This is a genomic window from Escherichia sp. HH41S, from assembly GCF_009820115.1.
Taxonomy (GTDB): Bacteria; Pseudomonadota; Gammaproteobacteria; order Enterobacterales; family Enterobacteriaceae; genus Escherichia; species Escherichia coli_F.
In genome coordinates this window covers 15,999-29,468 of the sequence record NZ_VNXE01000123.1, presented here as the reverse complement: position 1 = coordinate 29,468, position 13,470 = coordinate 15,999, and the positions used below count along the sequence as shown (strand labels likewise).

Genomic DNA, 13,470 nt, shown 5'->3' with positions numbered 1-13,470 from the left:
AGAATTTATCTCTACTTACTCAGAGTACCGAACTTTACGGAAAATTCCGTAAGACCGCACCTTTTTGTGACGCCGACTACACTATTTCAATGAGATAAGAGGCAAAGACAGGAAAATTATGCCCGTTCAAACACAACAATTTTCGTTCAAGGTGCTCACCATCAATATTCACAAAGGCTTTACCGCGTTTAACCGACGCTTCATTTTGCCGGAACTTCGCGACGCCGTGCGTACCGTCAGTGCCGATATTGTTTGCCTGCAAGAAGTGATGGGTGCGCACGAAGTTCATCCGCTGCATATGGAAAACTGGCCCGATACCTCGCACTACGAGTTTCTCGCCGACACTATGTGGAGCGATTTTGCCTACGGTCGCAATGCGGTGTACCCGGAAGGGCATCATGGAAACGCCGTACTGTCACGCTATCCCATTGAACATTATGAGAATCGTGATGTTTCAATCGATGGTGCGGAAAAGCGCGGCGTGCTCTACTGCCGCATTGTGCCGCCGATGACCGGGAAAGCGATTCATGTGATGTGCGTACATCTGGGCCTGCGTGAAGCGCACCGTCAGGCGCAGCTTGCGATGCTCGCTGAATGGGTGAATGAGCTGCCGGACGGCGAACCGGTATTAGTGGCGGGTGATTTCAACGACTGGCGGCAAAAAGCCAATCATCCCTTAAAAGTGCAGGCCGGGCTGGATGAGATATTTACCCGCGCCCACGGACGCCCGGCGCGCACGTTTCCGGTGCAATTTCCTCTACTACGACTGGACAGGATCTACGTCAAAAATGCCAGCGCCAGCGCGCCAACCGCGTTGCCGCTGCGGACATGGCGACACCTTTCTGATCATGCCCCTTTAAGTGCGGAGATTCATTTATGAAATGTAGCTGGCGTGAAGGCAATAAGATCCAGTTGCTGGAAAACGGCGAGCAATATTATCCCGCGGTGTTTAAGGCGATTGGCGAGGCACAAGAACGCATCATTCTTGAAACGTTTATCTGGTTTGAGGATGACGTCGGCAAACAGCTGCATGCGGCGCTACTGGCAGCAGCGCAACGCGGGGTGAAAGCGGAAGTCTTGCTGGATGGCTACGGTTCGCCGGATCTCAGCGATGAGTTTGTCAATGAACTGACGGCAGCTGGCGTGGTATTTCGCTACTACGATCCCCGCCCTCGCCTTTTTGGTATGCGCACCAATGTGTTTCGCCGGATGCATCGCAAAATTGTGGTGATCGACGCGCGTATCGCCTTTATTGGCGGGCTGAATTACTCCGCCGAGCATATGTCCAGCTACGGTCCAGAGGCTAAACAGGATTACGCGGTGCGCCTTGAAGGGCCGATTGTCGAAGATATTCTCCAGTTTGAGCTGGAAAACCTGCCAGGACAGAGCGCGGCCCGACGCTGGTGGCGACGTCATCACAAAGCGGAAGAGAACCGCCAGCCGGGAGAAGCGCAGGTATTGCTGGTCTGGCGCGATAACGAAGAACATCGCGATGATATCGAACGCCACTATCTGAAAATGCTCACTCAGGCGCGTCGGGAAGTGATTATCGCCAACGCCTACTTCTTTCCTGGCTATCGATTTTTGCACGCCTTACGTAAAGCGGCACGGCGCGGGGTGCGGATCAAGCTGATCATTCAGGGCGAACCGGATATGCCCATTGTCAGAGTCGGCGCGCGTTTACTGTACAACTATCTGGTTAAAGGCGGCGTTCAGGTATTTGAGTACCGCCGCCGCCCGCTCCACGGTAAAGTGGCATTGATGGACGATCACTGGGCGACGGTAGGGTCCAGTAATCTCGATCCGCTCAGTTTGTCGCTAAATCTCGAAGCAAACGTCATCATTCACGATCGTAATTTTAACCAGACGCTACGCGATAATCTGAACGGCATCATCGCCGCCGACTGTCAACAAGTGGATGAATCCATGCTGCCGAAACGCACCTGGTGGAACCTGACCAAAAGCGTGCTGGCATTCCATTTTTTGCGCCACTTCCCGGCGCTGGTTGGCTGGCTTCCGGCACACACGCCACGTCTGGCGCAGGTTGACCCGCCCGCTCAGCCGACAATGGAAACGCAGGATCGGGTAGAAACTGAAAACACGGGGGTAAAACCCTGATGAGTAAATCACACCCACGCTGGCGCTTAGCAAAGAAGATCCTCACCTGGCTATTTTTTATCGCAGTGATTGTGTTGCTGGTGATCTACGCCAAAAAGGTAGACTGGGAAGAGGTCTGGAAGGTCATCCGCGATTACAATCGCGTTGCGTTGCTCAGTGCGATTGGGCTGGTGGTCGTCAGCTATCTGATATATGGCTGCTACGACCTGCTCGCCCGTTTCTACTGCGGTCACAAACTGGCGAAGCGCCAGGTGATGCTGGTGTCGTTTATCTGCTACGCCTTCAACCTGACGCTCAGTACCTGGGTCGGCGGCATAGGTATGCGCTATCGTTTGTACTCCCGGCTAGGGTTACCGGGCAGCACTATTACGCGGATTTTCTCGCTCAGTATTACCACCAACTGGCTGGGCTATATTTTGCTGGCCGGGATTATCTTTACCGCAGGCGTGGTGGAGCTGCCGGATCACTGGTATGTCGATCAAACTACGCTGCGTATTCTCGGCATTGGCTTACTGCTGATTATCGCGGTTTATTTGTGGTTTTGCGCTTTCGCGAAGCACCGCCATATGACCATCAAAGGGCAAAAGCTGGTGCTGCCTTCATGGAAATTCGCCCTCGCCCAGATGCTGATTTCCAGCGTTAACTGGATGGTAATGGGAGCGATTATCTGGCTGTTGCTAGGTCAAAACGTGAACTATTTCTTTGTACTGGGCGTATTACTGGTAAGCAGTATTGCCGGGGTAATTGTGCATATTCCGGCGGGAATTGGTGTACTGGAAGCGGTGTTTATCGCGCTACTGGCTGGGGAGCATACCTCCAAAGGCACAATTATCGCCGCCCTGCTCGCTTACCGTGTGCTGTATTACTTTATCCCGCTGCTGCTGGCGCTGATCTGTTACCTGTTGCTGGAAAGCCAGGCGAAGAAGCTACGAGCGAAAAATGAAGCGGTAATGTGAAGTTTAGTTAAGTTCTTTTGGTTTAAGTTCGGGATGCTGTTTATAGATGGGGTTCATGATATCGATTAACATGCGCCCCATAATTTCCCCGACGGCGGAACGATAAATATTAAGCTCAGATTCATCGCAAGCTTGCTGAACATATAATACTGATGCATCTAATTGAGAACCAATATTGAGCATTAATGCGCTGATATCTGCTGCCAGAGTCTTATCTTTGAACATTTTATAAACCTTTTCAATTTCTAAACATAAAAGATACTGCATGTTCCATTTTATTACCTACGGGATAATTATCTTTTATTGCATATGTAAAATCACTTGTTTTGGTTATTAAATTTTTTAAAGCATCATCAAGATACTCAGGAACCAATGACTCAATATCTTCAAGAACACAACCAAGATCAATTATCTCTATTAGCTCTTTATCACAATTATTTTTGTGTAAAACCCTGGAAATAAAAGGTCTGAAAACTAAGAGTTCAGATTCATCTATAGTTATAGTGCCTTCTTTCAAGGAATGTAACACTCCTGAAAGCAGTATAGCCATAAATTTATCCACATATTTATTATCGATGGTGTAAACTAATTGCATACTATTCCTTATGACTTTCGCAACCATTGTCTGACGTTGAGCAACTCAAAAACCATTACAACAATTGACCAAAAGAAGCAGACAAAATCAAAGTAAAGCATTAATGCCCCAGCAATGACACAATGCTTCAACGTCCAGGGTTCATCGCTATATAACTTGCGCGCATAAAGCTTCAGTACATTTAATTTCATTAAGACAATATATGACCATAATAATACAAAGAAAAAACTCATTACCCAAAGATACAAACTATTCAACAAGACGAAATTAGAAACAAAAGAAATACTCCAACCGACCCCAAATAATAATAAAGCAAACCAACGTGAGACCATATTGATACTAAAACTCAAAGCCAGCAGTGTACTAAGAAAGAACATTGCCCCACCGATGCCCAATAATAGCCTGACAAACGCAATCGAAAAAAGGCTTGCAATAAATATTGAGAATAGACTGATTATGGAAAAATAAACAATACATATTGTTAATGTGTTTATTTTCTCAATTTTCGTCCTTAATCCGTATCCAAAAATAAGAAGCAAGACAACGGCTAAAAAGAATGGTGCGGTATGTTGATGCGTTGCGGTAATGTTATAATAGTCTGCTATCCATGCAAATCCTGCAGTTACCCATAAACCAACCGCTGTTATCAACCAGATACAGGCCATCATTCTGGTCATTAAAGGCTGTTTTTTCATTAAACCTGTCATTGTGATTTTTCCATAAATCATGACTACCACTGAAACCGTGAATGCCTTTGCCAGACAAGCGTTATCGCTATAGCTGCAAGAATCCCAAAGAAGCCGATAAAATAGTAATAGAGTGTTAATGCACCTGTAACAGCGCAACGAACCGGACTCCACAACTCTTCGCTATGGCATTTTCCTGCCAGTTCAAGGAGCTTATTTCGTCCATGCGAGATAATGCCTGACCATAAAACAATCATTAAGCAACTTATTACCCAAATGGGCCGTTCACTCATTAATGCGGCATTCACGATGATCACCAGGGCCAACCCTGTCAACGTCATCATAATGATAAAACGATGAGAACCAGGATCAACATTAAATAATAAACCGGCCAGCATACTGATTAAAAACATCGCGCCCGCAGTGCTGAACACAAGGATAATGGCAGATACAGGAACTAAACTTGCAACCACAATCGCCACCAAAGAGAGTAAAAACAGATATATAACGCCTGAGATGGCGGCATTTATCTTGTTGATATCTTTACTTAAGCCATACATACAAAGTAATAATAATCCTATGGCGACATACATTTGCGGTGAATCATATTTTGTTGCCGTAATTTTGAGATGCTTAGCTCCCCAGGCCAGTCCTGCGGTTGCCACCAAACCGACAGCGGTAATGAGCCATATGGCATTTAATATCCTGGCCTCGTACTGAAAATCATTAGTTATGTTTTTTGATGAGTACGATTTCATTATTTTTATATCCTTAAGTTGAATATCAATATCTATTGCAATTAACGCAAAAAACTCATCAATTCACGCTACCACACTAAACCATTAATAAAGTCAAGAACCGTTACAGCAAGTCTAAAAAGGACGCTTAGGATACTGAAATAGAGTGTTATTGCCCCTGCAACAATACAGCGAAGAACACCTGAAAATTCAGAGTTGTCGGCAACACGGATCAAATCTTCCAGTGTTGTTGCTTCACAGGCAGCCGTAACGCCCCAGATAACGACAGTCAAAATACTCGCTAACCATACGGAAAAACTGCTGGTAAGAATCAGGTTAACAACAAAAGCAATACTCAAACCACAGAAAATATATAAATATAACTGTCTGACTGGTGGGATAACCCTATTACTACAACAGCAAATCAGCGCCATTGCGGCAAACATCCCTCCCGTAATTCCCATTACCGTCGCTATGCTCGAAAAGGTAAAAAGGCTGGCGAAGAGAAAGCCAATAAGCAGGATTATTAGCAGATAGACCAGACATGCGCCTGATGCATTGAGTCTTTTCAGGGCGTAGTTTAACCAAAGACCACCTATTATCAGTGCAGCCAAAGCGAAGACAAACGCGCCTGGAGATTTTTGTGACGTAACCCAATGCAAGTGCTGAAATATCCAGGCACAGCCTGCCGTAGCCCATACTCCAGCAGCTGTTAACCACCAAATGAGGAACAGCATTTTGCTGAGCGAAGCGCTTTTTTGCTGTAATTGAGTAGCAGTGGATCGTCTGTTCAAATGCGTTATCTGCCCCTGAAATTGCGTAGTGGACATAGTCTGGCATTTGCGGCGATTCAGTTCTCATGTAAATGAGCGGAATAGTCTTTATAAAATCCGAAAAAAATCCCGACACATGGCCGGGATATTGATGGTGAAAAAAGAATTAACGGCGGTTGCCGAAGATCCGCAACAACATCAGGAACAAGTTGATGAAGTCCAGATACAAGGTTAACGCGCCAAGAATGGAATATTTGCGCAGGTTCGACGTATCGCGGGTATCAATCTGCTCACCCATATTTTTCAGTTTCTGCGTGTCATACGCCGTCAATCCGACAAAGACAATCACGCCGATATAGGTAACCGCCCACATCAACGCTTCGCTTTTCAGCCAGAAGTTAACCAGCGATGCCAGCACAATGCCGATTAACGCCATAAACAGCATATTGCCAAAGCCGCTTAGATCACGTTTGGTGGTGTAACCGTACAGGCTCATTGCGCCGAACATCCCGGCAGTAACGACGAAAGTACTGGCAATCGAGGCGGCGGTATAGACAATGAAAATACTGGAAAGCGTAAGACCCGTCAGCGCCGAATAAAGCATAAAGAGCATCGTCGTTACACCTGCGCTCAGCTTTTGAATCATCGCTGATAACACAATAACCAATGCTAATTGCGCGATGATCAGACCGATTAAAAAGACACGGTTAGTGAACAACAGCTCCATCACGGCCGCAGAATTAGCCGCATACCAGGCAACAAATGCGGTCAGCAACAAGCCAACGGTCATCCAGCCATAGACTTGCGCCATATAAGTTTGCAAGCCAGCCCGGGGTTGTACAATTGAATCAGAACGTGGGAATCTGTCCATGACGATCTCCTGAAGATATAAGGAATATCTTAAGGATACTGCAAAATGATGAGGCTGTGCATCGACGCAGCGTAAACGCATATACTGAGCGGTGAAATTGCCGGACGCAGCGGTGCCTTATCCGGCTAACAAAAAACTACCAGCGTTTTGCCGCCTGCTGATCGCTCTCCCGAGCTTCGACCCAGCGGTCGCCTTCCGGCGTGGCTTCGCGCTTCCAGAACGGTGCGCGGGTTTTGAGATAATCCATAATAAACTGCCCGGCTTCAAACGCACTGCTGCGATGCGCACTGGTGACACCGACAAAAACGATTTCATCGCCCGGCCATAATTCCCCGATGCGGTGAATCACCGTGACGCGCCCCAGCGGCCAGCGGTTACGCGCTTCATCGACAATTTCTGCCAGTGCTTTTTCAGTCATCCCCGGATAGTGTTCGAGGGTTAATGCTTTGACGCTGTCGCCAAGGTTATGGTTGCGCACCTTACCGGTAAAGGTGACTACCGCACCGTCTTCATCACGCTCCGCCAGCCACGGATACTCTTCTCCTACGCTGAATGGCTGCGGGCCGACAACAATTTTGGTTTCTGCCATCTTAACCTCCGGTTACCGGCGGGAAGAAAGCCACTTCGTCGCCGTCAGTCAGCGGATGGTCAAAACTCACCAGCGTCTGGTTGACGGCAGCCAGCAATTTGCCATCTTCCAGCGCCAGCGCCCAGCGATCGCTCTGCGCAGCCAGATGTTGGCGTAACGCTTCAACGGTTGGGAAATCCGCAGCCACTTCGCTTGCATCTGTTCCCACCAACTCGCGCACCTGGGCGAAAAAAAGAACTTTAATCATCCGCTTCCACCTTAAAGTCACCTGACTTGCCGCCGCTCTTCGCCAGCAAACGTACCGGACCAATTACCATATCTTTTTGCACCGCTTTGCACATGTCATAAATGGTCAGCGCCGCCACCGAGGCCGCGGTTAACGCTTCCATTTCAACGCCGGTTTTCCCGGTCAGGCGGCATAAGGTTTCTATACGCACCCGATTGTGCTCCGGCTCGGCCTGCAAATTGACTTCAACTTTACTGAGCATCAGCGGATGACACAGCGGGATCAAATCCCATGTGCGTTTTGCTGCCTGAATACCGGCGATACGCGCAGTGGCAAATACGTCGCCTTTGTGGTGGCGACCATCAATAATCATCGCCAGCGTCTCGCTGCGCATGGTGACAAAGGCTTCGGCGCGCGCTTCACGCACGGTTTCTGCTTTGGCGGAGACATCCACCATGTGCGCTTCGCCAGCGGCGTTGATATGGGTCAGTTGCGACATACTTATTTCTTCAAATGTGGATGGAAATTACACGGACGCGTACGGGCATCCAGCTGCGGTGCAATGATATTTTCCCAGGCGGTACGGCACGCTTTGGTTGAACCGGGCATGGCGAAAATCAGCGTTTTGTTAGCGACACCCGCTACCGCACGAGATTGCAACGTTGAGGTGCCAATCTCTTCGAACGACAACATCCGGAACACTTCACCAAAACCTTCAACTTCACGGTCGAACAACGGCAGCAGTGCTTCGGGAGCCTGATCACCTTCCGTCAGGCCAGTACCCCCCGTAATCAACACCACTTGTACATCGTCGCTGGCGATCCACGCAGATACCTGAGCGCGAATAGCGTAGCGGTTTTCTTTCACAATGGCTTTATCGACAACGTGATGGCCCGCTTCTTGCGCCGAATCGCGCAGATAGTGACCGGAGGTATCGTCTTCTTCACCGCGACGATTAGAAACCGTAAGAATAGCAATACGGGTCGGGATAAATTCAGTGCTTACCTGACTCATCTGATCTCTCCTTTTGACGTTTTAGCCGCCAATGTACGATAAGTTTTGCGTAATACCGGTGTTGTTTTGATGCAGGAAATGGGTCTGTTTCTTCTCCCGCAGCGCCGCTGAAATACGCGCTTCCAGCGCCTGTTGCTGGGTATCGTCTTCCAGCAGATCGCGCAGGTTAACGCCGCCTTCACCAAACAGGCAGAGATGGAGTTTACCAGTGGAGGAAACGCGCAGGCGGTTGCAAGTGGCGCAGAAGTCTTTTTCATACGGCATGATAAGGCCAATCTCTCCGGCGTAATCCGGATGACAAAAGACTTGCGCGGGACCGTCGCTGCGTTGACGTAATTGGTGGATCCAACCGCGACGCAGTAGCTCGTCACGCAGAACCTGCCCAGAGATATGATGCTTGCGGAAAAGCTCGCTGCCCTCGCCCGTTTCCATCAGTTCGATGAAACGCAGCTGGATGGGGCGATGCTGGATCCAGTTCAGAAAGGTGTCGAGTTGGTGATGATTAACATCACGCATCAGCACGGTATTGACTTTGACCTTCTCAAAACCGGCCTCAAATGCAGCATCGATCCCTGCCATGACCTGGTTGAATTTATCCTGTCCGGTAATAGCCTGAAACTGGCGAGCGTCGAGGCTATCGACACTAACGTTGATACCAGTAAGACCAGCATCACGCCAGTACGCCACGTCGCGTTCCAGACGGTAACCATTGGTGGTGACCGCTATCTGGCGAATAGCGTCGTTTTCTCGCACAGCGGCGATGATATCGGTAAAGTCGCGACGCAAAGACGGCTCTCCGCCCGTCAGACGGACTTTTTCGGTGCCCAGACTGGCGAAGGCGCGCGTAACCCGGCGAATTTCATCGACGGTAAGAAAGCCTTTATTGGTGACGCCGCTCGGTTTGTAGCCATCCGGCAGGCAGTAGGTGCAACGGAAGTTACACACATCGGTAATCGACAGGCGCAAGTAGTAAAACTTACGCGCAAATGCATCAGTCAGTTGTGAAGCCATGTACACCTTTCCAGATACGGGAGGCGAAGTCATTTCTTCCTTCGCCCTGGTGGCAATCTTTGTAAGCATTGTCACGGCCAAAGCACCATATCAGTTGACCCAGGTGCAGAGGCTAGAGTGTTTAGTGGTTAAGCCGATACTAGCGTGTAAATGTGATTTTTACCATCCACACTTTCGCTATGTAATCATGTATATAGCGTCATGATCGTGCTATTTCGCTACAGAATAAGGGAAAATGGCGGTTTTACTTTGATATACATCATCAGGGAGGCATAGCGTGCATCGTCCTTTAGAGGTAGAAGAAAATAGTTTGTATCCTCAATATTGGCAGGTTAATTGCTGTTTCCCCGCAATTTGCGCTACTGTAGCGCGGAAAATCTGACTCCAGGAAACTATAATGCGCAATCGTACGTTGGCTGACCTTGATCGTGTCGTTGCTCTCGGCGGAGGGCATGGACTGGGACGCGTTCTCTCATCACTTTCGTCTTTGGGTTCTCGTTTAACGGGTATCGTGACCACCACGGATAACGGTGGTTCAACGGGGCGTATTCGCCGCTCAGAAGGTGGAATTGCCTGGGGCGATATGCGCAATTGCCTTAACCAGTTGATAACGGAACCCAGCGTCGCTTCCGCAATGTTTGAATATCGTTTCGGCGGTAATGGCGAACTTTCCGGGCACAACCTTGGAAACCTGATGTTGAAGGCACTGGATCACCTTAGCGTGCGGCCTCTTGAAGCGATTAATCTGATTCGCAATCTGTTGAAAGTGGACGCACATTTGATTCCGATGTCGGAGCATCCTGTTGATTTAATGGCGATTGACGATCAGGGGCATGAAGTATACGGCGAGGTCAATATTGACCAGCTCACTGCGCCGATACAGGAGCTACTCTTAACCCCCAACGTACCTGCCACACGTGAAGCGGTGCTGGCGATTAATGAGGCGGATCTGATCATTATTGGGCCAGGGAGTTTTTATACTAGTCTTATGCCCATTCTGCTGCTCAAGGAAATGGCTCAGGCATTACGCCGAACGCCTGCCCCGATGGTGTATATCGGTAATTTGGGGCGAGAATTAAGCCTGCCTGCTGCAAATCTCAAGCTGGAAAATAAGCTGGCGATTATGGAGCAGTATGTTGGTAAAAAAGTGATTGATGCGGTAGTTGTTGGACCGAAAGCTGATGTATCCGCAGTTAACAACAGAATTGTGATTCAGGAAGTACTGGAGGCCAGCGATATTCCTTATCGTCATGACCGCCAGTTGCTGCATAACGCACTGGAAAAGGCATTACAGGCACTAGGTTAAGCGCCTGTGCCGGGGGCAGAAAAATACGACTGTGACTATGGCGTTTTAAATTATAGAAGGCCATAGTCACCTTTTTTTGGCACAACCCCATTGTTAGCAGCTCATTTATCTTTCCACTTTCTGGAATTTAGTTTTGCTTCTTGATGTTTCTTGTGCCATGACTATTCTAAAAATGTTATAATCCCCATGCTTTGGGAGCCACCGAATCTAAATATTTATCAATATGATGAGAACGAGTATAATCTGCTATATTTTTTGATAAAATGGCCGTGCAATTTAAACCAGAGCCTAATCCCAGTAGTACCGTTAACCAGTTATCCAGAGCTTCAGATTCAACAATCGAGTTTTCCAGTTCATATGCTTTTAGTAAAAGAGCAGCAGAGTAAATTCTGAGGATTTGCGGAGAATTGTATTCCGTTCCTAAACTTGAAGCTGAAGAATATCTTGCGAACACGACAGCAAAACTTATCAGAAGCATTGCTTGTTCCGTTTTATTTGCATTTTCCATTCTGCAAGCCTTCATTAAATCTTTATAATGGTTTCCCTTAATATTTAAACAAGACTTATACTTCAATAGTTCGCTAACATTCTTTTTTTGTTTTATCTTTTTATTTTTACTTAACATTTCGTAACCCGCACCTTCTATAGATTGCGCCTGCAATGAGTAATTATCTATGAGTTTCATAAGAGGCGCAAAAATTTCATTTAATTTTATTTGTTCATCAATACCATCCATTTTGGTTTGAGAACAACAACTTTGTGATGCAGTGACAAATGGTTCGTATAGATCACCAAGCTGAAGGATTTTGAGATAATTTTTTAATAAAATATTATGTTGTGACCGTTTCCATGGGTAGGAAAACACTGGGAATTCGGTCATCAATACGGTATTAAGATTAATATCTGCAAGCGAGCACACTTGTTCTGGTGCTGCATATAGATAAAAATGGTCCCAGTCCTTATTTTTAATAGTGGTATCCAACATTTTATTTAAGGCATTAGATGAAAGACGCATTGCACGATTATTTTGCTGTGCTGAAAACAATACGTACCAAGCATCATCATGATCTTGTTGTTTACGCCATTCCGAGAAGTCTGGATAATCATTTCCTTCAGTATAAGGTTTAACATCCTTATGTTGTAAATATGTTTTATAAATATTATATGCTTTTTCTGCCAATATATTATTTTTACTTTTTAGTGCCAGGTCAGTCATCATTACATATGCAGTACTAAATGATAACATTAATGTAGGTTGTTCTGTAAAGCGATCTAAATAATAATTAATCCTCTCTTCACTAAGATTAAACAAAAAAGAAGAAGAGATACAGCAATCAACTGTAATTAATGACAAAATAAAGTTATCAAATATATTTATATCATCATTTTGCAATATATCATTTAATCCCTCTGGTGGTCTGTTAGACGTATAGTATTTTGCTAAGCAATTAATTTCTGATACATCCTTTTTTAATTTTGCAAGGTCATAGATACAATTTTTTGTACTCAGTTCGTTGGCGAGGATTTTTTTTATTTCAGGCATTGAATCTTCAGAGATATCTTCAAAGATTTGATAAATTTTCTGGATATGTTCTTTTGCTTTACATATATCAACCCTGATTAAATCTTGTAATGGAGGAGTATCGTCAAAGAAAAATTTCCGCATAGATCCCGTATGCATTTTTATTATTTTCGCTTCACGCAACACTATATTTTTTAAAATACAAGTACTAAAGTCACCTCTCTCTATAGTTGCGTATTCAAAATTTACCCCCGACATATTCGTACCAGCAACATCACAGGAAAATAAAGTGGCATTCTTGAATGAACTATTTTCAAACTGTGCGCCATTCAATATGGCATACTCCATATAACATCCTGAAAAATCTGCACAACCCTTGGCTTCTGTTAGATCTGTCCTTACAAAACTAGCACCGCTCAATTTGCAATCCATGAGTGTTGCTCTCTTCATATTAGCATCATTAAAATTAACGTTAGAAAAATTTGATTCACCGAATTCAGTATCTTCAAAATTGAGCCTCGAAAAATCAAAGCGCCCATTGGGATCCTGCAAAATAATTAGTTGTCGAGTTCTGACTGGTTTATCTCCAATAAAATAAGTTGTTGTCATCACACTGTCTGAAAATTCTATCTTGCACTTAAAAAGCTCATGCATGTGCGGAGGACAAAAATTTTTCAGGGTCAAAAACTCATTACGTTCTTTATTATATTCTTTTTTTTCATCGGTAAGGTAAGGTGATAAAAACAATCCATAGCGAGAATGGATATCATTATACATTCTACTTAAAAAATCTTTTTTCGTTTCGAAACCCAAAATGAATCGCAGCACATCAAAAAGCCGCTCCCATTTACTCATATAAAAAGTATGGTCATTGTCAGCAAGAAGCAATTGCTCTGCGCGCTTTTCATCAATTTCAAAAGATGACTGTCGATGATTAACTGATAACATCATGCTGCCTCCATCAGATAAACAATTAATTGCTGCAGTCTTCCTGAATACAGTTTATTTACTATCAAAAATCGCTCATTTCAAATAGGCTTGTTCCCGATTACACAAATAAAAGCAT

Annotated in this window: 16 protein-coding genes and 1 riboswitch; of the genes, 4 read left to right on the top strand and 12 right to left on the bottom strand. The window is 45.8% G+C overall.

All coding sequences use genetic code 11. The features are described from left to right. The first annotated feature begins 118 nt into the window (after positions 1-118). The 3 genes from FQZ95_RS24310 to FQZ95_RS24300 are packed head-to-tail and all read left to right on the top strand — an operon-like array spanning position 119 to position 3,074. Entirely contained in the window at positions 119-880 is a 762-nt protein-coding gene (locus FQZ95_RS24310) for an endonuclease/exonuclease/phosphatase family protein (RefSeq protein WP_160530835.1), read from the top strand. Then, complete coding sequence (clsB, locus tag FQZ95_RS24305) at positions 877-2,118, top strand: cardiolipin synthase ClsB (RefSeq protein WP_115738781.1); 1,242 nt, start codon at positions 877-879, stop codon at positions 2,116-2,118. Before FQZ95_RS24310 ends, clsB begins: the two co-directional genes overlap by 4 nt. Continuing rightward, a complete protein-coding gene (locus FQZ95_RS24300; protein ID WP_160530833.1) occupies positions 2,118-3,074 on the top strand; it encodes a lysylphosphatidylglycerol synthase domain-containing protein in 957 nt (318 codons plus the stop codon). The genes clsB and FQZ95_RS24300 overlap by 1 nt, the downstream gene beginning before the upstream one ends. A 3-nt stretch (positions 3,075-3,077) precedes the next feature. Here the strand turns inward: FQZ95_RS24300 and FQZ95_RS24295 are convergent, their stop codons facing one another. From FQZ95_RS24295 to moaA, 11 genes are all read right to left on the bottom strand, one after another. After that, a complete protein-coding gene (locus tag FQZ95_RS24295) occupies positions 3,078-3,299 on the bottom strand; it encodes a hypothetical protein (RefSeq protein ID WP_000471748.1) in 222 nt (73 codons plus the stop codon). A gap of 13 nt (positions 3,300-3,312) precedes the next feature. Continuing rightward, positions 3,313-3,669 carry a DUF3969 family protein gene (locus FQZ95_RS24290; RefSeq protein ID WP_088541620.1) on the bottom strand — a complete coding sequence of 119 codons (357 nt, stop codon included), beginning with the start codon at positions 3,667-3,669 and terminating at the stop codon, positions 3,313-3,315. An 8-nt stretch (positions 3,670-3,677) separates the two neighbouring features. Continuing rightward, positions 3,678-4,376 (bottom strand): hypothetical protein, encoded by a 699-nt coding sequence (locus FQZ95_RS24285; protein WP_160530831.1) that lies wholly within the window; start codon positions 4,374-4,376, stop codon positions 3,678-3,680. 23 nt (positions 4,377-4,399) lie between these two features. Then, a complete protein-coding gene (locus tag FQZ95_RS24280) occupies positions 4,400-5,113 on the bottom strand; it encodes a Bax inhibitor-1/YccA family protein (protein WP_160530829.1) in 714 nt (237 codons plus the stop codon). Positions 5,114-5,181: 68 nt separating this feature from the next. Then, positions 5,182-5,922: a Bax inhibitor-1 family protein gene (locus FQZ95_RS24275; RefSeq protein ID WP_237428053.1), complete on the bottom strand. Its 741-nt coding sequence runs from the start codon at positions 5,920-5,922 to the stop codon at positions 5,182-5,184. A 109-nt stretch (positions 5,923-6,031) separates the two neighbouring features. Then, positions 6,032-6,736 (bottom strand): Bax inhibitor-1/YccA family protein, encoded by a 705-nt coding sequence (locus FQZ95_RS24270; RefSeq protein ID WP_000373624.1) that lies wholly within the window; start codon positions 6,734-6,736, stop codon positions 6,032-6,034. A gap of 136 nt (positions 6,737-6,872) precedes the next feature. Next, a complete protein-coding gene (gene moaE / locus FQZ95_RS24265; protein ID WP_000852287.1) occupies positions 6,873-7,325 on the bottom strand; it encodes a molybdopterin synthase catalytic subunit MoaE in 453 nt (150 codons plus the stop codon). 1 nt (position 7,326) lies between these two features. Then, complete coding sequence (moaD, locus tag FQZ95_RS24260; protein ID WP_000598604.1) at positions 7,327-7,572, bottom strand: molybdopterin synthase sulfur carrier subunit; 246 nt, start codon at positions 7,570-7,572, stop codon at positions 7,327-7,329. After that, positions 7,565-8,050, bottom strand: coding sequence for a cyclic pyranopterin monophosphate synthase MoaC (gene moaC / locus FQZ95_RS24255; RefSeq protein WP_000080885.1), 486 nt, complete (start codon positions 8,048-8,050; stop codon positions 7,565-7,567). The genes moaD and moaC overlap by 8 nt, the downstream gene beginning before the upstream one ends. Positions 8,051-8,052: 2 nt before the next feature. Further along, entirely contained in the window at positions 8,053-8,565 is a 513-nt protein-coding gene (moaB, locus tag FQZ95_RS24250) for a molybdenum cofactor biosynthesis protein B (protein ID WP_000084639.1), read from the bottom strand. Between the two features lie 21 nt (positions 8,566-8,586). Next, the gene (gene moaA, locus FQZ95_RS24245) at positions 8,587-9,576 is read right to left on the bottom strand and encodes a GTP 3',8-cyclase MoaA (RefSeq protein WP_160530827.1); all 990 of its coding nucleotides are present in this window, start codon (positions 9,574-9,576) and stop codon (positions 8,587-8,589) included. Further along, a riboswitch (molybdenum cofactor riboswitch) is annotated at positions 9,564-9,708 on the bottom strand. It overlaps the preceding gene by 13 nt. A 265-nt stretch (positions 9,709-9,973) precedes the next feature. On the opposite strand from moaA, the gene yvcK reads away from it, so the two are divergent. Continuing rightward, the gene (gene yvcK / locus FQZ95_RS24240; RefSeq protein ID WP_001246025.1) at positions 9,974-10,882 is read left to right on the top strand and encodes a uridine diphosphate-N-acetylglucosamine-binding protein YvcK; all 909 of its coding nucleotides are present in this window, start codon (positions 9,974-9,976) and stop codon (positions 10,880-10,882) included. A 175-nt stretch (positions 10,883-11,057) separates the two neighbouring features. Here the strand turns inward: yvcK and FQZ95_RS24235 are convergent, their stop codons facing one another. Further along, positions 11,058-13,355, bottom strand: a complete 2,298-nt coding sequence (locus FQZ95_RS24235) for a pentapeptide repeat-containing protein (protein WP_105268528.1) — start codon at positions 13,353-13,355, stop codon at positions 11,058-11,060. Between the last annotated feature and the right edge of the window lie 115 nt (positions 13,356-13,470).

What these genes read in the sequence shown, in the direction of transcription:
- FQZ95_RS24310 (WP_160530835.1), top strand. Translation starts at nt 119, where the DNA reads ATGCCCGTTCAAACACAACAATTTTCGTTCAAGGTGCTCACCATCAAT.
- clsB (WP_115738781.1), top strand. Translation starts at nt 877, where the DNA reads ATGAAATGTAGCTGGCGTGAAGGCAATAAGATCCAGTTGCTGGAAAAC.
- FQZ95_RS24300 (WP_160530833.1), top strand. Translation starts at nt 2,118, where the DNA reads ATGAGTAAATCACACCCACGCTGGCGCTTAGCAAAGAAGATCCTCACC.
- FQZ95_RS24295 (WP_000471748.1), bottom strand. Translation starts at nt 3,299, where the DNA reads ATGTTCAAAGATAAGACTCTGGCAGCAGATATCAGCGCATTAATGCTC.
- FQZ95_RS24290 (WP_088541620.1), bottom strand. Translation starts at nt 3,669, where the DNA reads ATGCAATTAGTTTACACCATCGATAATAAATATGTGGATAAATTTATG.
- FQZ95_RS24285 (WP_160530831.1), bottom strand. Translation starts at nt 4,376, where the DNA reads ATGACAGGTTTAATGAAAAAACAGCCTTTAATGACCAGAATGATGGCC.
- FQZ95_RS24280 (WP_160530829.1), bottom strand. Translation starts at nt 5,113, where the DNA reads ATGAAATCGTACTCATCAAAAAACATAACTAATGATTTTCAGTACGAG.
- FQZ95_RS24275 (WP_237428053.1), bottom strand. Translation starts at nt 5,922, where the DNA reads ATGTCCACTACGCAATTTCAGGGGCAGATAACGCATTTGAACAGACGA.
- FQZ95_RS24270 (WP_000373624.1), bottom strand. Translation starts at nt 6,736, where the DNA reads ATGGACAGATTCCCACGTTCTGATTCAATTGTACAACCCCGGGCTGGC.
- moaE (WP_000852287.1), bottom strand. Translation starts at nt 7,325, where the DNA reads ATGGCAGAAACCAAAATTGTTGTCGGCCCGCAGCCATTCAGCGTAGGA.
- moaD (WP_000598604.1), bottom strand. Translation starts at nt 7,572, where the DNA reads ATGATTAAAGTTCTTTTTTTCGCCCAGGTGCGCGAGTTGGTGGGAACA.
- moaC (WP_000080885.1), bottom strand. Translation starts at nt 8,050, where the DNA reads ATGTCGCAACTGACCCATATCAACGCCGCTGGCGAAGCGCACATGGTG.
- moaB (WP_000084639.1), bottom strand. Translation starts at nt 8,565, where the DNA reads ATGAGTCAGGTAAGCACTGAATTTATCCCGACCCGTATTGCTATTCTT.
- moaA (WP_160530827.1), bottom strand. Translation starts at nt 9,576, where the DNA reads ATGGCTTCACAACTGACTGATGCATTTGCGCGTAAGTTTTACTACTTG.
- yvcK (WP_001246025.1), top strand. Translation starts at nt 9,974, where the DNA reads ATGCGCAATCGTACGTTGGCTGACCTTGATCGTGTCGTTGCTCTCGGC.
- FQZ95_RS24235 (WP_105268528.1), bottom strand. Translation starts at nt 13,355, where the DNA reads ATGATGTTATCAGTTAATCATCGACAGTCATCTTTTGAAATTGATGAA.